At 74.1% G+C, this 19,363-nt stretch carries 16 protein-coding genes; 11 read left to right on the top strand and 5 right to left on the bottom strand.

What is annotated here, in order from left to right; translation table 11 throughout:
* Positions 1-81: 81 nt before the first annotated feature.
* Together ASD18_RS20485 and ASD18_RS20480 are read right to left on the bottom strand one after the other, a co-directional pair.
* A complete protein-coding gene (locus tag ASD18_RS20485) occupies positions 82-2,097 on the bottom strand; it encodes an alpha-1,4-glucan--maltose-1-phosphate maltosyltransferase (RefSeq protein WP_056097097.1) in 2,016 nt (671 codons plus the stop codon).
* A gap of 55 nt (positions 2,098-2,152) precedes the next feature.
* The gene (locus ASD18_RS20480; RefSeq protein ID WP_056097013.1) at positions 2,153-3,799 is read right to left on the bottom strand and encodes an FAD-binding dehydrogenase; all 1,647 of its coding nucleotides are present in this window, start codon (positions 3,797-3,799) and stop codon (positions 2,153-2,155) included.
* A gap of 25 nt (positions 3,800-3,824) precedes the next feature.
* On the opposite strand from ASD18_RS20480, the gene ASD18_RS20475 reads away from it, so the two are divergent.
* A complete protein-coding gene (locus ASD18_RS20475) occupies positions 3,825-4,121 on the top strand; it encodes a GNAT family N-acetyltransferase (RefSeq protein ID WP_235522496.1) in 297 nt (98 codons plus the stop codon).
* A 107-nt stretch (positions 4,122-4,228) separates the two neighbouring features.
* Here the strand turns inward: ASD18_RS20475 and glgX are convergent, their stop codons facing one another.
* Entirely contained in the window at positions 4,229-6,421 is a 2,193-nt protein-coding gene (gene glgX / locus ASD18_RS20470; RefSeq protein WP_056097010.1) for a glycogen debranching protein GlgX, read from the bottom strand.
* A 96-nt stretch (positions 6,422-6,517) separates the two neighbouring features.
* Between glgX and ASD18_RS20465 the strand changes: the two genes are divergently transcribed.
* The 4 genes from ASD18_RS20465 (at position 6,518) to ASD18_RS20450 (ending at position 10,319) form a co-directional block, all read left to right on the top strand.
* Complete coding sequence (locus ASD18_RS20465) at positions 6,518-7,306, top strand: electron transfer flavoprotein subunit beta/FixA family protein (protein WP_056097006.1); 789 nt, start codon at positions 6,518-6,520, stop codon at positions 7,304-7,306.
* A 16-nt stretch (positions 7,307-7,322) separates the two neighbouring features.
* Positions 7,323-8,315 (top strand): electron transfer flavoprotein subunit alpha/FixB family protein, encoded by a 993-nt coding sequence (locus tag ASD18_RS20460; RefSeq protein WP_056097094.1) that lies wholly within the window; start codon positions 7,323-7,325, stop codon positions 8,313-8,315.
* Between the two features lie 23 nt (positions 8,316-8,338).
* Positions 8,339-9,820, top strand: a complete 1,482-nt coding sequence (locus ASD18_RS20455; protein WP_156388119.1) for a PQQ-binding-like beta-propeller repeat protein — start codon at positions 8,339-8,341, stop codon at positions 9,818-9,820.
* A gap of 112 nt (positions 9,821-9,932) precedes the next feature.
* Positions 9,933-10,319, top strand: coding sequence for a PLD nuclease N-terminal domain-containing protein (locus tag ASD18_RS20450; protein WP_056097000.1), 387 nt, complete (start codon positions 9,933-9,935; stop codon positions 10,317-10,319).
* On the opposite strand, the gene ASD18_RS20445 is transcribed toward ASD18_RS20450, so the two are convergent.
* Entirely contained in the window at positions 10,320-11,321 is a 1,002-nt protein-coding gene (locus tag ASD18_RS20445; RefSeq protein WP_235522495.1) for a phosphotransferase family protein, read from the bottom strand.
* Positions 11,322-11,408: 87 nt separating this feature from the next.
* Between ASD18_RS20445 and ASD18_RS20440 the strand changes: the two genes are divergently transcribed.
* The 6 genes from ASD18_RS20440 to ASD18_RS20415 are packed head-to-tail and all read left to right on the top strand — an operon-like array spanning position 11,409 to position 18,597.
* Entirely contained in the window at positions 11,409-12,599 is a 1,191-nt protein-coding gene (locus tag ASD18_RS20440) for a cysteine desulfurase family protein (protein WP_056096993.1), read from the top strand.
* Positions 12,599-13,702, top strand: a complete 1,104-nt coding sequence (gene mnmA, locus ASD18_RS20435) for a tRNA 2-thiouridine(34) synthase MnmA (RefSeq protein ID WP_056096992.1) — start codon at positions 12,599-12,601, stop codon at positions 13,700-13,702. The genes ASD18_RS20440 and mnmA overlap by 1 nt, the downstream gene beginning before the upstream one ends.
* Positions 13,699-14,721 (top strand): hypothetical protein, encoded by a 1,023-nt coding sequence (locus ASD18_RS20430; protein WP_056096990.1) that lies wholly within the window; start codon positions 13,699-13,701, stop codon positions 14,719-14,721. The genes mnmA and ASD18_RS20430 overlap by 4 nt, the downstream gene beginning before the upstream one ends.
* Positions 14,722-14,723: 2 nt before the next feature.
* Positions 14,724-15,086, top strand: a complete 363-nt coding sequence (locus tag ASD18_RS20425) for a hypothetical protein (protein WP_156388118.1) — start codon at positions 14,724-14,726, stop codon at positions 15,084-15,086.
* A gap of 39 nt (positions 15,087-15,125) precedes the next feature.
* On the top strand, positions 15,126-17,306 hold the full coding sequence (gene ligA, locus ASD18_RS20420; RefSeq protein WP_235522494.1) for an NAD-dependent DNA ligase LigA: 2,181 nt from the start codon (positions 15,126-15,128) through the stop codon (positions 17,304-17,306).
* Position 17,307: 1 nt separating this feature from the next.
* A complete protein-coding gene (locus tag ASD18_RS20415; protein ID WP_056096984.1) occupies positions 17,308-18,597 on the top strand; it encodes a GNAT family N-acetyltransferase in 1,290 nt (429 codons plus the stop codon).
* A gap of 15 nt (positions 18,598-18,612) precedes the next feature.
* Here the strand turns inward: ASD18_RS20415 and ASD18_RS20410 are convergent, their stop codons facing one another.
* Positions 18,613-19,362, bottom strand: a complete 750-nt coding sequence (locus tag ASD18_RS20410; RefSeq protein ID WP_056096981.1) for a hypothetical protein — start codon at positions 19,360-19,362, stop codon at positions 18,613-18,615.
* Position 19,363: the final 1 nt, after the last annotated feature.

Below are 19,363 nucleotides of genomic sequence, written 5' to 3'. Positions count from 1 at the left end.
GCAGCCGGTGACCGGGCAGCACGATCTGCGCGGTGGTGGGCGCGGGCTCGCGGGCGTGCCGGCCGGTGGGGGGCGTCTCGGTCACGGCGCCACCAGGTTCACCACGTGGGCGGCCCGGATCATCGGGTCGAGCCGGACGAACACCGACGGGCCCCAGTCGTACGTCTCGTCCGACAGGACGTCGTGCGCGACCACCGGCCGGTTCGGGTCGAGGCCGTACGCGTGCAGGTCGAGCTGCACGGAGCCCTCGCGCGCGTTCCAGGGGTCGAGGTTGACGATGACGACGATGGTGTCGGCCCGGCCGGTCGGGGAGTGCTCGGCGTCCAGGTGCTTGGCGAACGCGACGAGCGCGTCGTCGGACGTCGGGAGCACCGTCAGGTTCCGCAGCTGCTGCAGGGCGGGGTGCGTGTGCCGCAGCTCGTTGAGGCGGCCCAGCAGCAGGTTGATGCCGATGGCGTCGGCCTTGGACCAGTCGCGCGGCTTGAACTCGTACTTCTCGTTGTCGATCTGCTCGTCGACCCCGGGACGCGGCACGTCCTCCACCAGCTCGTAGCCGGAGTAGATGCCCCACGTCGGGGCGCCCAGCGCGGCGAGCACGGCCCGGACCGCGAACCCGCGCACACCCGTGGCCTGCAGGTACGGCGGCAGGATGTCGTGCGTGGTCGGCCAGAAGCTGGGCCGCATCCACGCGCCCTGCTCGCCCGAGACCTCCGCGAGGTACTCGTCGATCTCGTCCTTGGTGTTCCGCCAGGTGAAGTACGTGTACGACTGGTGGAACCCGATCTTGGCCAGCGTCTGCATCATCGCCGGCCGCGTGAACGCCTCGGACAGGAAGATGACGTCGGGGTGGTCGGCCCGCACGGAACGCAGGATCCGCTCCCAGAAGTCGAGCGGCTTGGTGTGCGGGTTGTCGACGCGGAACAGGGTCACCCCGTGGTCGATCCACACCTGCAGGACCCGGCGGATCTCGGTGTAGATGCCCTCGGGGTCGTTGTCGAAGTTCAGCGGGTAGATGTCCTGGTACTTCTTCGGCGGGTTCTCCGCGTACGCGATCGTCCCGTCGGCCCGCGTGGTGAACCACTCCGGGTGCGAGGTCACCCACGGGTGGTCGGGCGAGCACTGCAGCGCGATGTCCAGGGCCACCTCCATCCCGTGGCCCCGGGCGGCGGCGACGAAGGCGTCGAAGTCGTCGAAGGTGCCCAGCGACGGCTCGATGGCGTCGTGCCCGCCGGSGGGSGAGCCGATGGCGTACGGCGAGCCGGGGTCGCCCAGGTCGGCGAACAGCGAGTTGTTGGGGCCCTTGCGGTACTTCTCACCGATGGGGTGCACGGGGGTCAGGTAGACGACGTCGAAGCCCATGCCGGCGATGCGGGGCAGGTCGAGGGCGGCGGTGCGCAGCGTGCCGGAGTGCCACTTGCCGATCTCGGGGTCGTACTTCGCGCCCTGCGAGCGGGGGAAGAGCTCGTACCAGGACCCGGCGAGAGCGAGCGGACGGTCCACCACCAGGGGGTACTGGGCGGACCGCGTCACGGACTCCCGCAACGGGTGCGCGGCCAGCGCCGCGTGCACCTGCGCCGACAGGCCGGCGGAGAGCCGGTCGCGCGGGGTGTCGCGGATGTCGCGCAGCCCGATGACCGCGTCGGTGAGCACGCGGGCGGCCGTGCGGGGCATCGCGTCCTTGCCGGTGCGGGCCGCGGCGCGCTCGAGCAGCAGGGCGCCCTCGGCGAGCATGAGCTCGACGTCCACGCCGGCCTCGACCTTGATGGTGGCGTCGTGCACCCAGGTGCCGTACGGGTCCGACCAGCCCTCGACGCGGAACGTCCAGTCCCCGGTGCTCGTCGGGACGAGGCGGGCCTCGAAGCGGTCCAGACCGGGCGCGATGTCGACCATGCGGGCGCTCGCGCGGTCCACGCCGGTCGGGTCGGTGAGCACCGCGGTGGCCGCCACGGCGTCGTGCCCCTCGCGGAACACCGTGGCCCGGACGGGGACGGCTTCACCGACGACGGCCTTCGCCGGGAACCGTCCGGCTTCCGCGACCGGGGAGACATCGACGACGGGGATACGGCCGACAGAGGTGCCCAGGGGCACGGGGCTGATCGTCACGCTCCCGAACCTATCCGTTGGTCCAGGTAGCGGGCATCCGGAGCGCCGGTCAGGCGCCCAGCGCGCGGCCCACCGTCCGACCCGTGAACAGGCAGCCGCCGAGGAACGTCCCCTCGAGCGCGCGGTGTCCGTGCACGCCTCCGCCGCCGAACCCCGCGGCCTCGCCCACCGCCCACAGACCGGGCAGGACCTCGCCGTCGGGGCGCAGGACGCGGCCCTCGAGGTCGGTGTGCAGGCCGCCCAGGGTCTTGCGGGTGAGCACCGAGAGCCGCACGGCGAGCAGCGGCCCGTGCTGGGGATCGAGCAGCCGGTGCGGCTTGGCCACGCGGATGAGCTTGTCGACGACGTACCGCCGGGCCATCGCGGTGGCCACCACCTGGGAGTCCTTGCCGAGGCCGGTCTCCACCTGCCGGTCGCGCGCCACGATCGTCCGCTCCAGCGCGTCGGCGTCGATCCGGTCGGTGCCCGACAGCGCGTTCATCTTGGCGGCCAGCTCCGCGGGTGTGTCCGCCCAGAGGAACTCGTCGGACTTCTCGGCGAACGCCTCGACCGGCCCGACCGCACCCGGCTTCACGCGCTCCAGCAGCAGCGACACGTCCTTGCCGGTGAGGTCCGGGTTCTGCTCCGAGCCGGACAGCGCGAACTCCTGGCCCAGGATCGTCTTGTCCAGCACGAACCAGGAGTGGTCGTCGCCGCGCTCGGTGACGTGCCGCAGCGCGCCGAGCGAGTCGAAGCCGGGGAACAGCGGGGCGGGCAGGCGGTGCCCGTCGGCGTCGAGCCACAGGCTGCTCGGCCCGGCGAGGATCCGGATGCCGTGCTGCGACCAGACCGGCGAGTGGTTGGTGATGCCCTCGGGGTAGTGCCACATGCGGTCCTCGTGCACGACGGCGGCGCCGGACGCCCTCGCGGCGGCGATGCCGGAGCCGTCCACGTGGTCGGGCACCCCGGCGAGCATCCGCGCGGGCAGGCGACCCGCCGAGGCCGGCCAGGTCGAGCGGACCAGGTCGTGGTTGGCGCCGATGCCGCCGGTGGCGACGACGACGGCGGCCGCGGAGATCTCGAACGGTGCGACGACCTCGCGGGAGCTGGGCACGGCGCGCGCGACCGGGTCGGCGACGAGCACGTCACCCCGCACGCCGGTGACCCGCCCGTCCGTGGTCACCAGGTCGGTCACCCGGTGCCGGAACCGCACGTCCACCAGGCCGTCGCGGCGGGCGTCGAGCAGGGCACGGACGAACGGCTCGAGGACGCCCGGCCCGGTGCCCCACGTGATGTGGAACCGCGGCACCGAGTTCCCGTGCCCGTCGGCCAGGTACCCGCCCCGCTCGGTCCACTGCACCAGCGGGAACCAGCGGACGCCCTTGGCGTGCAGCCACGACCGCAGGTCACCCGCGGCGAAGTCGACGAAGCCCTCGGCCCAGGCGCGGCCCCACCGGTCGGAGCCGTCGTCCGCGAAGTCGGCGGACCCCAGCCAGTCGGCGAGCGCCAGCTCCGCGGAGTCCTTGACGCCGAGGCGCCGCTGCTCGGGGGAGTCGACGAGGAACAGGCCACCGAACGACCAGAACGCCTGCCCGCCCAGGCTCGCGGCAGGCTCCGCGTCCAGGAGCGTGACCCGGCGTCCGGCGGCGACCAGCTCGGCGGTGGCGACGAGACCGGCCAGGCCCGCGCCGACGACCACGACATCGGAGTGCGTCATGGTGGGCAACTCTACGATCCGTCTCGTGACCTATGTGCTGAGCGACGACGTCGACCGCATCGACCGGGACGCGGTCTGGCGGCTGCTGTCGACCGAGGCCTACTGGGGGCGGTGGCGCAGCCGCTCCGACGTGGAGCGCCAGATCGACGGCGCGTGGCGGGTGGTCGGCGTCTACGTCGGGTCGACCGGGGAGCTCGTCGGGTTCGCCCGCGCGGTGTCCGACGCCGTCGCCTTCGCCTACCTGGCGGACGTCATCGTCGACCCCGCCCACCGGGGAGCGGGCCTCGGCCGCCGGATCGTCGCCACCATGATCGACGAGTGACCGGGCGCCGACTTCCGCTGGACCCTGTTCACCGGCGACGCCCACGGCCTGTACCGGGAGTACGGGTTCGCGGAGCCGGACGAGACCGCGATGGTCCGCCCGGGCCGTCAGGGCTGAACGAGCACGTACACCCGCAGGCTCAGCGCCTCGACGACCGTGGCCTCCCCGGGCTCGGCGTGCAGGCTGCCCTCGATCGCCGCCGCGCGCTCCTCCGCGGGGTTCTCCCAGACGGAGTCCCACGCCAGGCGCCACCGACCGCCGTGGTCGTCGGCCAGGATCAGGTGCACGGCGTCGAGCGAACCGTTGATGACCAGGAGCACCGTGTCCCGCTCGGGCAGCGGCGCGGTGCGCACCATCTGGAGCGTGCGGACGGACGGGTCGTGCCAGCGGTCGTGGTCGAACGGCAGACCGAACGAGTCGAACCAGGCGAGGTCCGGGCGCTGGCCGGGCACCGCGGGACGGCCCGAGTAGAACTGCTCGGTGCGCAGCGCGGGGTGCTCGCGGCGCAGGAGGAGCAGCCAGCGCGCGGTGGCCAGCATGTCCTTGCGCCACGGGGTCAGGTTCCAGTGCACCCAGGACATCTCGTTGTCCTGGCAGTAGGCGTTGTTGTTGCCCTGCTGCGTGCGCCCCATCTCGTCGCCCGCCGTGATCATGGGCGTGCCGGCCGCCAGCACGAGCGTGGCGAACAGGTTGCGGATCGAGCGCCGGCGCAGGGGCACGATGTCGACCGCGGGGGAGTCCGGCCCCACGTGCCCCTCGATCCCGTGGTTCCAGGACCGGTTGTCGTCGCTGCCGTCCCGGTTCTGCTCGCCGTTGGCCGCGTTGTGCTTGTGGTCGTAGGCCACCAGGTCGGCGAGCGTGAAGCCGTCGTGCGCGGTGACGTAGTTGACGGACGCGCCCGGCCCGCGCACCAGCGGCGGGTCGCTGTGGCCGAACAGGTCCACCGAGCCCGACAGCCGGGTGGCCAGGTCGCGGACGCGGTGGCCTGGCAGACCGTGCGCGGCGCGGCCGGGGTCGGCCAGCCAGAAGGACCGGGCGGCGTTGCGGAACCGGTCGTTCCACTCCGCGAACGGGACCGGGAACTGCCCGGTGCGCCACCCGCCGGGGCCGACGTCCCACGGCTCCGCGACGAGCTTGAGGCCGTGCAGCGACGGCTCGGTGGCCATCGCGACCAGCGCGGCATGGTCGGGCGAGAAGCCGGACGGGTCGCGGCCGAGCGTCACCGCCAGGTCGAACCGGAACCCGTCGACGCCCACCACGTCCGCCCAGTACCGCAGCGAGTCCATCGTCATGCGGACCACCTCGGCCCGCCGGAAGTCGAGCGAGTTCCCCGTGCCGGTGACGTCGGCGAGCGCGGCCGGCGCCCCGCCGTCGTGCGCGTAGTAGGTCGCGTTGTCGAGCCCGCGCCACGACAGGTGCTGGCCGGGCAGACCGCCCTCGCACGTGTGGTTGTAGACGACGTCGAGCAGCACCTCGAGGCCGGACTCGTGCAGGGCGTGCACGGCGTCGCGCAGCTCGGCGAGCACGGCGGCCGGGCCGGCAGCCTGCGCGGCGGCCGTCGCGAACGCCGCGTGCGGGGCGAAGAAGCCCAGCGTGCTGTAGCCCCAGTAGTTGGTCAGGCCCTTCTCGACGAGGTGCGGCTCGGAGGAGAACGCGTGCACCGGGAGCAGCTCGACCGCGGTGACGCCCAGGCCGAGCAGGTGGTCGACGACCGCGGGGTGCGCCAGGCCCGCGTAGGTGCCGCGCAGCTCCTCGGGCAGCCGGTCGTCCAGCATGGTCAGGCCCCGGACGTGGGCCTCGTAGACGACCGTGTGCGACCACGGGGTCCACGGCCGGTTGGTGGTGGGGTCCGGGCCGGGCAGCTCCCGGGTGTCGACGACCACCGAGTACGGCACGTGGCCGACCGAGTCGCGCGGGTCCGCGGGACCGTACGGGTCGCCCGCGAGGTCGGGGCCGACCACGTGGCCGTAGGTCTGCGGCGTGTGCGCGACCTCGCCGTCGAGACCGCGGGCGTACGGGTCGACGAGCAGCTTGGCCGGGTTGTAGCGCAGGCCGGCCGCCGGCTCCCAGGGGCCGTGGGCGCGGAAGCCGTATCGCTGGCCGGCGCGGACGCCGGGGACGGAGGCGCTGAACACGCCGTGCAGCGGCTCGCCGAGGGGGAGGCGTCGCTCCGTCGGCCCGTCGAACAGGCACAGCTCGACACTCGTGGCGTGGGCCGCGTAGACGGCGACGTCGACGCCCGTGTCGGTCACGTGCACACCGAGGCGGGGCGCTCGGCGGCGCGGGGAGGGCGGGGTCACCCGCACATTGTGCGGGACACAACCCCACACGTGTCGGGTGTCTCCGCCCCTGGACCGGTGTCGGCCGCGCCCGGGACGGGCGGTAACGTTCCGCGGGTGAGGATCGTCGTCTGCGTGAAGCATGTCCCTGACATCCAGTCCGAGCGGGCCCTGGGCCCCGACGGTCGCGTGGTCCGCGACGGCGGGGACGGCACGATCAACGAGCTGGACGAGAACGCCGTCGAGGCGGCGCTGGCGCTGGTCGAGGCGAGCGAGGGATCGGTCGTCGCCCTGACCGTGGGTCCCGACGACGCCGCCGACGCGGTCCGCCGCGGCCTGCAGCTGGGTGCCGACGAGGCGGTCCACGTGGTCGACGACGCGATCGCCGGGTCCGACGTCATCGGCACCGCCCGCGTGCTCGCCGCTGCGATCCGGCACCTGGACGCCCAGGAGCACGTCGACCTGGTGATCACCGGCATGGCCGGCCTGGACGGGCTGACCTCGCTCCTGCCGACCGCGCTCGCCGAGCTGCTCGACCTTCCCGCCCTCCCGCTCGCCGCCGAGCTCACCGTCGAGGGCGGCACCGTGCGGGTCCGTCGCAACCTCGACCACGCGTCCGAGGTGCTCGAGGCCACCCTGCCGGCGCTCGTCTCCGTGACGGACCAGGCCAACGAGCCGCGCTACCCCAACTTCAAGGGCATCATGGCGGCCCGCAAGAAGCCGATCACCACCCTGACCCTGGCGGACCTGGAGGTCGACGTCTCCCGCGTCGGCGCCCTGGGTGCCCGCACCGAGGTGCTCGAGGCCGCCGCCCGCCCGCCCCGCGACAACCGCGTGCTGGTGCAGGACACGGGCGACGCCGGGGTCCGGCTCGCCGCGTACCTCGTCGACAACCAGCTCGTCTGACGTCCCGAACCGAAGGATCACTGCCGTGACCGCACCCGTGCTCGTGCTCGTCGACCACACCGAGGCCGGAGCCGTCCGCGCCCCCGTGCGCGAGCTGCTCACGCTCGCCAGCCGGCTGGCCGGCGACGCCGGCGTGCACGCCGCCTGGGCCGTCGACGGCGTCGAGCCGTCCGCCGAGGTCGTCGCCGAGCTCGGCGCGCTCGGTGCCACGCACGTCCACCGGGTCGTCGCCGACGCGGACCTGCACCTGTCGGGCGTGCTGGCCGAGGCGCTGGCCTCGCTGCTCGACGCGACCGGTGCCGGCCTGCTCCTGGTCGTCTCGTCGTTCGAGAACAAGGAGGCCGCCGCGCGGCTCGCGGTGAGCACCGGGGCGGGTGTCGTCACCGACGCCGACGGCCTCGCGCTCGTCGACGGCCGGTACGTGGCGTCCAAGACGGTGTTCGCCGGCACCTGGACCACCACGTGCGCGGTCACCGCGCCGCTGGCGATCGTCGCCCTCAAGCCCAACTCGGTGCAGCCGGCCGCGGTCGACGGTGCGGCCGCGCCGCAGATCGGCGAGCACGTGGTCGCGGTCAGCGACAAGGCGCGCCGGGTGACGCTGGTCGAGCGCACCGAGCGGCCTGCGAGCGGGCGGCCCGACCTCGGCAGCGCGAGCATCGTCGTCGCCGGTGGTCGCGGCACCGAGGGCGACTTCTCGGTGGTCGAGGAGCTGGCCGACGTGCTCGGCGGTGCGGTCGGCGCCACGCGCGTCGCCACGGACGAGGGCTGGATCGGGCACGACGCGCAGATCGGCCAGACCGGCGTCACCATCGCACCGCGGGTCTACATCGGGGTCGGCGTCTCCGGCGCCGTGCACCACCGCGGCGGCATGCAGGCGTCCGGCACCATCGTCGCGATCAACTCCGACCCCGATGCCCCGATCTTCGAGATCGCGGACTTCGGCGTGGTCGGCGACCTGTTCACGGTCGTTCCCCAGGCCGCCGCGGAGATCCGGCGCCTCAAGGGCTGATCCCCGCGCAGTACCGTGCGCTCATGTCTCGTCGCGCGCAGATGCTGGCGGTCGAGCTCGTCGAGCACGACGAGCTCGAGGACGCGCCGTCGGCACGCGCGACCGTCCGGTGGCGCCCGTCGTGGCGGTGGGTCGCGCTCCCCGTGGCGCTGGTCCTGGCGCTGGTCGGCATGCAGGCGGTCACCGACGCCCAGGAACGTGCGCTCCTCGCGGAGCTGGCCACCGTGCCCGGCGTCGTCCGCCCCGTCGACGAGGACGTGCGAGAGCTCTGGGCGCTCGAGGACGGGACCGAGCCGGTGCTCTGGTCCGGGATCGAGTCGGCCGGCGCGATGGTCGGTCTGGAGCGCGCACGCGACGGCTCCCAGGCGCTGGTCGCGCTCGACCGGCTGACCGGTGACCGCCGGTGGACCACCCCCCTGGCCCCGGCGCGTCCCGTCGACCCGGGCGACGGCGGCGGGAGCGGCGTGGGTGGCTGTGTGACTGTCCCGGAGGTGTCCGGTCGCGCCCTGTGCCTGGTCAGCGACACGTACCTGGAGTACGGGGAGCTGTCCGTCCAGGTGGTCACGGGGACGCTCAGCCGGGTCGTCCTGCTGGACACCGACGACGGAGCCGTCCTCGCCGATCATCCCGCGCCGGGTGCCGTCGCGTTCACGGCCCGGCCGGGCCTCGCGGTGGTCGGGGTCCCGGTGGAGGGCGGCGGGCTGGTGGTGACCGCGTCCGACCTGGACAGCGGGCAGCAGCGGTGGCAGACGACGCTCCCGGCCGCACCCCACGACGAGGAGGACGACCTGTACGTCGACGGCCGGACGTCCGTGCTCGGCACGGCGGACGGGGTGGCCGTCGTCCAGTCCCCGGGCCGGATGACCCTGCTGGACGGCGAGGGGGCCGTGGTCCGTTCCGGCATCGACGCCCGCGCCGGGTACGAGGTCGACCCGGTCACCCGTGCCGTCGCGGCGATGTCGTTCGCGCCCGACGGTCTCCTGCGCACGACGTTCCTGAGCCGCGGGCCGGACGTCATGCTGACCGGCAGCCGGGTGCTCCTGTCGGCCGACGACGGCAGCGTGCCGGGCCTGGTCCTGATGTCCGACACGACGGTGCGCGCGTACGACCGCGGCCGCTCGACCCCGCGCTGGTCGATCCGGAACGCGACCACGGCGAACGCGCTCGTGCTGCGCGGGCGGGTCTACCTGAGCACGGAGGCAGGCCTGCTCGCGGTCGACGCGCGCACGGGCGAGGAGCTCTGGCGCGTGTCCGCGCCGGCGGGCCGGAGCATCGGCGCCCTCGTCACCGACGGCCGTCACCTGCTCAGTGCGCAGCAACGGCCCGACGCGACGGGCAAGGTGACCCAGGACGACTGGCCCCAGGTCGACGAGCTCGTCGCGTACCGGCTCACCGACGGTGGCGAGGACTGGCGCACCGAGCTGCCCGACGGCCTGTTCGGCATCTGGTCGACGGGGTCGTCGCTCGTCGGCTCGGGCGACGCCGGCGCGATCGTGCTCGGCTGACTGCTCCGACCGGGTGACCGCGACGAAGCGCCGGACAGGGGGCTGTCCGCTCCGCTAGCGTCTCGGTCGGTCCTGGCCCTGGCGCGCCGGGAGGGGCGCCCGAGGAGAGACCGTGATCCGCTACCTGCCGTACGTGATCGAGCTGGCGCTGCTCGTCTACTGCCTGATCGACTGCATCCAGACCGACGTCCCACGGAACCTGTCCAAGACCACCTGGGTGTTCGTCATCATCCTGGTGCCGATCGTCGGTGGGATCGCGTGGCTCGTCGCGGGCCGGCCCGAGTACCGGGCGTCACGGAACGTGCCCTGGCCGTCGACGCAGACGGCCGGGTTCCCCGAGTACGAGCGGCCCCGACGGACGTCCCCGGACGACGATCCCGAGTTCCTGGCCGGCATGCGGGCGTCCGACGACGAGCACGAGAAGATGCTCAAGGACTGGGAGGCGCAGCTGCGCGACCGGGAGCAGAAGCTGAGGTCGGACGAGCCCCCGACAGCCTGATCAGGACAGCTCGCGCAGCCAGCGGACGGTCGCGACGCCCTGCGCGGCCTGGAACCGGCGCAGGTTCGGGATGCCGAGCGGTGCGGGCTGCCGCGAGCTCCACGCGAAGTAGCCCGAGAGCCCCGCCAGGCCCGCGCGCAGGTCGTCGTCGTGCACGCCGTCCGAGACCGCGTGGTTGCGGAAGTTGGTGGCCGGGTCCCCGCCGCCCTGGAGCGCGACGCTCGGGAGCATGAACGCGAGGTCGAGCCAGGGCGCGCCGACGCTGGCGTGCGGCCAGTCGATCAGCCACACCCGGTGGTTGTGGTCCGGGTCGATCATCACGTTGTCCGCGCGCAGGTCGCCGTGCACCAGCGCGTCGCCGGCGCACACCCGCAGCGAGTCCTGCTCCCAGCGGATCAGCTCCTCGACGTGCTCCAGGGCCCACCGCCCGACGTCGCCCGCCAGCTCGGCGTAGCTGGTCAGGGTCTCGAGGTCCAGCGAGTGCAGCTTGCGCCACCCCGTGAAGTCGTCGGCCAGCTGGTCGTCCGTGCGCGGCAGCGAGTGACCGGGCAGCGGCTCGGCGTCTGCGAGCGCTCCCAGGGCGTCCGCGACCGCCTGCAGGTCGGCGGGCTTCCACGGCAGCTCGGGGGAGCGACCGTGCACCACCTCGAAGCCGAGGATGACCCAGTCGTCGTCGTCGGACGACCACAGCAGACGCGGCGCGGGCACCTGCGGGGGCAGGGCGTGCGAGACGCGGATCTCGTTGCGGGCGAGGTCGGGGGACAGCGGGTTCTGCTCGGCGGAGACAGCCTTGACGAAGACTCCGCGGCCGTCGGCGAGCTCCAGCACCGCGGCGAACCCCGGGCTGAACCCGCTGGTCGCGCTGATCTCCGCGGTCACCTGGGAGCCGGCCAGCTCGGCGATCCGTGCCCGCACGTGGCGGGGGAGATCACGCCAGTCCAGCCGCTGGCCGCTGAAGGCGAGCGGGAGGGCAATGACGTCGTCGGCACTCACGCGGCACATCCTGCCAGTTCGCGCGCGGCACCCGGTGGGTGATCCCACCAGGTGTGCGGTCGGGGCCCGGGCCGTTCCGTTCGTAGACTGGAGCCGATGAGCGTGTATCTCGATCATGCGGCGACCACGCCCATGATCCCGGAGGCCGCGCGGGTGCTCGCCGAGCAGCTCGCGCGCACCGGCAACCCCTCCTCCCTGCACGCGTCCGGCCGCGCGGCCCGCCGGGTGGTCGAGGAGTCCCGCGAGCGCCTCGCTGCCGCGCTCGGCGCCCGCCCCAGCGAGGTCGTGTGGACCTCGGGCGGCACGGAGGCGGACAACCTCGCGGTCAAGGGGCTGTTCTGGGCCCGCCGGACGCAAGACCCGCGTCGTCGTCGCCTGCTCGTGTCCGCCGTGGAGCACCACGCGGTGCTGGATCCGGCGTTCTGGATGGCCGAGCACGCGGGGGCCGAGCTGGTCCTGCTGCCGGTCGACGCGGACGGCGTCCTCGACGTCGATGCGCTGCGCGAGGAGCTGGAGCAGCACGGCGAGCAGGCCGCGCTGATCTCCGTGATGTGGGCGAACAACGAGGTGGGCGCGCTGCAGCCGCTCGACGACGTGGTCTCGCTCGCGCGCCGGTTCGGGGTGCCGGTGCACGCCGACGCGGTGCAGGCGGTCGGGCAGGTGCCCGTCGACTTCGGCGCCTCCGGGCTCGACGCCATGACGGTCACCGGGCACAAGGTGGGCGGTCCGGGCGGTGCCGGTGCGTTGCTGGCGCGGCGGGGGCTCGACCTGACGCCCGTGCTGCACGGGGGCGGTCAGGAGCGCGGGGTGCGGTCGGGCACGCTCGACGCGGCGCTGCTGGCGTCCTTCGGCCTCGCGGTGGAGCGCTCGGTCGCGGGTCGGGCGTCGTTCGCCGAGCGGGTGGGAGCGCTCCGCGACGCCCTCGTCACCGGCGTCGAGCAGCTCGTGCCGGACGCGGTCCTGCGGGGTCCGGGGGACACGTCCCGGCGACTGCCGGCGAACGCGCACTTCACCTTCCCGGGCTGCGAGGGCGACTCCCTGCTCTACCTGCTGGACTCCGCCGGGATCGAGGCGTCGACCGGCTCCGCCTGCCAGGCCGGGGTGCCGCGGCCGAGCCACGTGCTGCTGGCGATGGGGGTCGACGAGCTCGCGGCCCGCGGAGCGCTGCGGTTCAGCCTCGGGCACACGTCCACCGCCGACGACGTCGAGGCCCTGCTCGCGGTGCTGCCCGGCGTCGTGGACCGTGCCCGCGCGGCCGGGCTCGCCACCGTCGGGGCGGGCTCCTGATGCGCGTCCTCGCGGCACTCTCCGGAGGGGTGGACTCGGCCGTCGCCGCCGCACGTGCGGTCGACGCCGGGCACGACGTGGTCGGCGTGCACATGGCGCTGTCCCGCACCCGCGACCAGTTCCGCACCGGCTCGCGAGGATGCTGCTCGATCGAGGACGCCGGCGACGCCCGCCGGGCCGCGGACGTGCTGGGCATCCCGTACTACGTGTGGGACCTGTCGGAGCGGTTCGAGGAGACGGTCGTCGCCGACTTCGTCGCCGAGTACGAAGCCGGCCGCACCCCCAACCCGTGCGTGCGCTGCAACGAGCACATCAAGTTCGCCACGCTGCTGGACAAGGCCGTCGCCCTCGGGTTCGACGCCGTCTGCACCGGCCACTACGCGCGCATCGAGACCCGCACCGACGGCACCCGGGAGCTGCACCGCGCGCGGGACCTGGCCAAGGACCAGTCCTACGTGCTCGCCGTGATGGGCCCGGAGCGGCTGGCGCGCTCGATGTTCCCGCTGGGCGACGTCGCCTCCAAGGAGGAGACGCGCGCCGAGGCCGCCGCCCGCGGGCTGTCCGTGTCCTCCAAGCCGGACTCCTACGACATCTGCTTCGTCGCCGACGGCGACACCCAGGGCTTCCTGCGCTCGCGGCTCGGGTCGCAGCCGGGGGAGATCGTCGACGCCTCCGGGACCGTGCTCGGCGCCCACGACGGCGCGTACGCGTACACCGTGGGCCAGCGCCGGGGGCTGTCGATCGGCCGGCCCGCCGCCGACGGGAAGCCGCGGTACGTGCTCTCGGTCGAGCCGGTGAACAACCGGGTGGTCGTCGGGTCTGCCGACGATCTCGCGGTGCGCTCGGTCGAGGCGGACCGCGCGGTGTGGTTCGACGGCACCGACCAGTCCTTCGACTGCTCCGTGCAGGTCCGCGCGCACGGGACGCCGGTGCCCGCGCGGGCCACCCGCCGGGACGGCACCGTCGAGATCGCCCTCGACGAGACCGGTGCGCTGCGCGGGGTCGCCCCCGGGCAGTCGGCCGTCCTGTACGACGGCACCCGCGTGCTCGGACAGGCCACCGTGACCGCAGCACAGCGCGCCACCGCCGGCGTCGCGCGGTGAGCGGGGGACGACCGGGCGTCACGGGCACAGGGCCGTGGACCGGCCTCGACGTGCTCGAGGCGCAGACGGTGGTGGTCGGTGACCTCGTCGACACCCCGTCCGAGGTGGTCGGCCTCCCGTTCACGGTGACGCTCGCCGAGCGAGGGCCGTGGAGCGACCGGGTGGGTCGGGCCGCCGCGCTCCTCGCCGAGCTGCCCGCCGAGCTGGGACCGCACGGCTGGAAGCTGGCCGACCGGCCCAGCCGGGACCTCGCCCGGGCTCAGGCGTACGTGCGCGAGGACGTCGACGCGCTCGCGGTCGCCGGGCACGGGTGGACCGGCCCGCTCGTCGTCCCCGTGCTGGGGCCGATGACCCTCGCCGCCTCCCTGTACCTCGCCCGCGGCGACCGCGTGGTCTCCGACGTGGGCGCCGTCCGCGAGCTCACCGCGTCGCTGGCCGCGGGGATCGCCGAGCACCTCGCGGCGATCCGCCGCTCGATTCCCGGCGCCGAACCCACCGTGCTCCTGCACGAGCCTCTCCTGGCCCAGGTGATGGCGGGCGTGCTGCCGTCGTTCTCCGGCTACTCCGCGCTGCGCTCGGTCCCCGGCCCGGTAGCGGCGGAGCGCATCGGCGCGGTGGCGCGCGCCCTGGACGGCGTGCGCGTGATCGTGCACGGCGGCACGGCATGGACGTCGCTCGGGGCGATCCGGGCCGCCGAGGTGGACGGGTTCGGCCTGGCGGTCACCGCACTGGACGAGCGGAGCTGGGAGAAGGTCGCCGAGGTGGTCGAGGGCGGGCTCGCGTTCTGGCCCGAGCTGCCCCCGCAGGCGTCCTCGCAGTGCGCCGGTCCGGACGTGACCGGTCAGGCCGATACGCTCACCCGGCCGTGGCGGTCCGTGGGACTGGCGATGGCGGGGCTGCGCGACGTCGTGCTGCTGGCCGGCGACATCACCGGCAGGGGCAGCCCGGACGACGCGCGGGCCGTGCTGGCCGGTCTGGTGCGCGCCGCCCGGATCGTGGCCGAACGAGCGGAGGACTGAGCGTGGCTGCAGCACAGCCGAGCGTGGCGCGGGCACTCGCGCTGCTGGTGGCGTCGGGGGCGGCGATCGTCGGCATGGTCCTGCTGGCCGTCTGCTACACCGGCATCGGCGTGTCCACCCTGACCTCGCAGAACGACGACATGGACCCGTGCGTGGCGGCCTACTCGGCCGGCACGGACTCCGCGTCCGTGCGGTACACGGCCGTCCCGCCGCGGGCCATCTGCACGTGGGACGTCGCCGGGGAGCCGACCGAGGTCGTCGTGGCGTCGGCGTCGACCGCGCTCTTCGCGGTCGGGGCGGTGCTCGCGGTCGGTGGCGTGCTGACCAGCGTGGGCCTGCTGGTCGCGCCGCGACTCCGCAGGTAGGTCGCCGCGCGTGTGGGCGGCACGCGACATGATGTGACGGTGAGCAACGAGATCGACGACCCCGCCGCCACGCGTGAGATCCCCGCCGAGGCCCGGCACCGGTGGGCCGAGCTGGCCGGCCTGATCGAGGCGGACCAGTTCGCGTACTACATCCGCGACGCCCCGGTGTCGTCGGACAAGGAGTACGACGAGCGGCTGCGCGAGCTGATGGCCCTCGAGGACGAGCACCCCGGGCTGCGCACCCCGGACTCCCCGACGCAGCGGGTGGGCGGCACGTTCTCCACCGAGTTCGCGTCCGTCGAGCACGTGGAGCGGATGCTCTCGCTGGACAACGCGTTCTCCGACGAGGACATCTCCACCTGGGCCGGCCGGCTGCACCGGGACCTCGAGTCGGACGCCGCGCTGCACTACCTGTGCGAGCTGAAGATCGACGGGCTGGCCATCGCGCTCCTGTACGAGAAGGGGCGGCTGGTCCGGGCCGCGACGCGGGGCGACGGGCGCACCGGCGAGGACGTGACGCTCAACGTCCGCACCATCTCGACCATCCCGGACGTGCTCGGCGGGGACCCTGCGACCCACCCCGACCGCATCGAGATCCGCGGCGAGGTGTTCCTGCCGGTCGCGGCGTTCACCGAGCTCAACGCGTCCCAGGTGGAGGCGGGCAAGAGCCCGTTCGCCAACCCGCGCAACGCGGCCGCCGGCTCCCTGCGGCAGAAGGACCCGCGCGTCACGGCGTCCCGGGACCTGCGGATGTACGCGCACGGCATCGGCGCCCTGGTCTGGGGTGCCGGGCGGGGGACCGGGATCGAGCGGCAGTCACAGGTGTACGACCTGCTGGCGTCCTGGGGCGTCCCGGTGTCCGGGCACACCCGGATCGTCGAGGGCCTGGACGGCGTGCGGGAGATGATCGCCTACTACGGCGAGCACCGGCACGACGTGGAGCACGAGATCGACGGCATCGTCATGAAGGTCGACGAGATCGCGCTGCAGCGCCGGCTCGGGTCCACCAGCCGGGCGCCGCGGTGGGCGATCGCGTACAAGTACCCGCCCGAGGAGGTGAACACCAAGCTCCTCGACATCCGCGTCAACGTCGGCCGCACCGGTCGAGTGACGCCGTACGGGGTGATGGAGCCGGTGTTCGTGTCGGGGTCCACCGTCGAGATGGCCACGCTGCACAACGCCAGCGAGGTGGCGCGCAAGGGCGTGCTCATCGGCGACACCGTGGTGCTGCGCAAGGCCGGGGACGTCATCCCGGAGATCGTCGGCCCGGTGGTCGACCTGCGCGACGGCACGGAGGTCGCGTTCGTCATGCCCACCGAGTGCCCGTCCTGCGGCACTCCGCTGGCGCCGGCCAAGGAGGGCGACGTCGACATCCGCTGCCCCAACCAGCGGTCCTGCCCGTCGCAGCTGCGCGAGCGGCTGTTCCACGTGGCGTCGCGCGGGGCGTTCGACATCGAGGCGCTCGGCTGGGAAGCGGCGAACGCGCTGCTCACCGCGGGGGTGGTGACCGACGAGGGCGACCTGTTCGCGCTCGACGCGGACGCGCTGCGCAAGGTGCCCCTGTTCACCCTGTCCACCAGCTCGAAGGTCGGCGGGGTGGTCCGCGAGGCGGGGGACCTCAACGCGACGGGGACGGCGCTGCTGGGCAACCTGGAGAAGGCCAAGCAGGCGGCGCTCTGGCGCGTGATCGTGGCCCTGTCGATCCGGCACGTGGGGCCGACGGCGGCGCGCGCGCTCGCGCAGCACTTCGCGTCCGTCCCCGCGATCGCCACGGCCACCGAGGAGGAGATCGGCGCCGCCGAGGGCGTCGGTCCGACGATCGCGTCCGCGGTGGTCGCCTGGTTCGAGCAGCCCGGCGAGGACGAGAAGTGGCACGCGGCGATCGTCGAGAAGTGGGCGGCGGCGGGCGTGCGGATGCAGGAGGAGCGCGACGAGTCCGCGCCGCGCACGCTCGAAGGGCTGACGGTCGTGGTCACCGGCGGGCTGGAGCGGTTCAGCCGCGATGGTGCCAAGGAGGCGATCCTGGCCCGCGGCGGCAAGTCGGCGGGGAGCGTGTCGAAGAAGACGGACTACGTGGTGGTCGGGGAGAACGCGGGGTCCAAGGAGGCCAAGGCGCGCGAGCTCGGGCTGCGGATCCTCGACGAGGCCGGCTTCGAGCGGCTGCTGGCGGAGGGGCCCTCGGGCGTGGGAGACGCTCCGGCCGCACCCGCGGAGGCGTGACGTGGCCGGCGGCGCGGTCGTCCGGGTGGCGGTCGGTCCGCAGGTGGCCGACGCGGGGGCGCTGACCGCCGAGGCGTACCTGGCCGACCGGCTGGTGGACGCGACCGACTCCTACGCGGACGAGCTGCGGGACGCCGAGCGCCGGGCGCGAGAGGCGACCCTGCTGGTCGCGCTGCTGCCCAGGGACGACGGCGAGCCGGTGGTCGTCGGCACCGTGACCCTCGCGCCGTACGGGACGTCGTACGCCGAGATCGCGGAGCCCGGGGAGCTGGAGATCCGCATGCTGGCTGTGGCCCCCGAGGCGCGGAGGCGGGGGATCGCGGAGCTCCTGGTCGCGGCGGCCCTCCGGGAGGCGGTCGCAGGCGGGGCTCGGCGCCTGGTGCTCTCGACGCTCGACTCGATGGAGGCCGCGCAGCGGCTGTACAAGCGGCTCGGCTTCGTGGCGGTGCCGGAGCGTGACTGGGGACACGTCGAGGTCCACCTGCGCGTGCACACGTGGACCCCGCCGGACGCACCCGGTGCCCTGGTCGAGTCCGCGACCTGGCCGCCCGCACGCGTGGTCGACGTCGACGGCTGGCGCGTGGGCCTCTCCGGCGGCCTGACACGGCGGGCCAACAGCGTGCTGCCGCTCGGGGCGCCGGCCGACGTCACCGCGACGCTCGACCGGGTCGAGGAGCTCTACGCGCAGGAGGGTCAACCCTCGATCGTGCGAGTCTGCCGGGCGTCGCCACGCGGCCTGGACGACCTGCTCGCGCTCCGCGACTACGAGGTGATGTCCCGGACCGACGTGCTGGTGCGGGAGCTCGACGGGATCGAGACGCCGCACGGCACCGTGCGCACCGGGGCCGGACCGGTGCGCATCGCGGTCGCCGACCGACCGGACGACGAGTGGCTCACGGCCTGGTCCGGCTCCAAGGCCCGCCTGCACGCCACCGGTGCCGCGGCGGAGGCCGACGAGACGAGCCTCCGGCTGGCTCGCGCGGTGCTCGGCGGTGCGCCGGCGATCTACCTGACGGCGACGGACCCCACCGGACTGGCCGGCGTGATCCGTGCCGCGTTCGCCGAGGAGTGGGTCGCGCTCTCGTGCCTGGTCGTCGCTCCACGAGCTCGGCGGAACGGGCTGGGCCGAGCACTGACCCTGCGCGCGCTGGACGAGGCCGCCCAGCGGGGTGCCCGGAGGGCGTTCCTGCAGGTCGAGGCCGAGAACTCCGCCGCGGGGTCGCTCTACTCGAGCCTCGGGTTCCAGCCGGCGGAGCGGTACGTCTACCGCGAGCTGCGGGGATCGGCCTGATCGACCGACGGCCCGTCAGCGGCGCACCGTCGCGCGCCAGACGGCTCGTGCGTCCTGGTCGGCGGGCAGCCCCGCCTGAGCGGCTGCTGCCTCCGCGAGCATCCGCAGGCGCGCGAGATCGACCGTCGACGTGACCGTCGCGACGACCCGTTCGTCGGGTGTCGCCGCCAGCTCGACGACGTGGCCGTCGATCGTGATCACGTCCGTGTACTCGCCGTCCGAGACGTCGGGCCACTCGACCCATGCCGCGAGGTGGTCGACGTCCTCGTGCGCCGAGACGTCGCCCGACAGGTCTCGCAGGAACGTCCCGACCCGGCGCAGGCCGTCCGTGGCACGCAGGCCGTAGGGCGCGTGGTGCGCGGCGGAGCGCCACATGCCCGGCCAGGGCAGGCCGCGGCGCACGGTGACGACGGTGCCGTCGTCGAGCAGGACCCTGAGGTGCTGACCCGATCGGCCGGCCTCGGAGGCCCGCCCGGCGAAGACGGCCGTGGCCAGCACGGAGAGCCACTCCATCGGAGCGCTGAGCCCGGCGAACTCCCCGGTGGTGGCACCCACCGTGACGAGGAGCGAGAGGTCGGCGCGATCGTCGACGGCCACCTCCAACGGCGCAGCCCCGCGCGCCCGCGGCGTCACGACCGTGAACCAGGTGTGCGCGGGCTCGGACCAGCTCAGCGCGACGTCGGCGACGTCGGACCCGAAGGGTGCCAGCGCTGCGACGAGGGTGTCGCGCACCGCGAGGTCGTGCTCGTCCGGCTCCGGCGTCACC

Source organism: Cellulomonas sp. Root137 (genome assembly GCF_001426725.1).
GTDB lineage: Bacteria > Actinomycetota > Actinomycetes > Actinomycetales > Cellulomonadaceae > Cellulomonas.
This window is presented reverse-complemented; position numbering and strand designations above follow the sequence as displayed.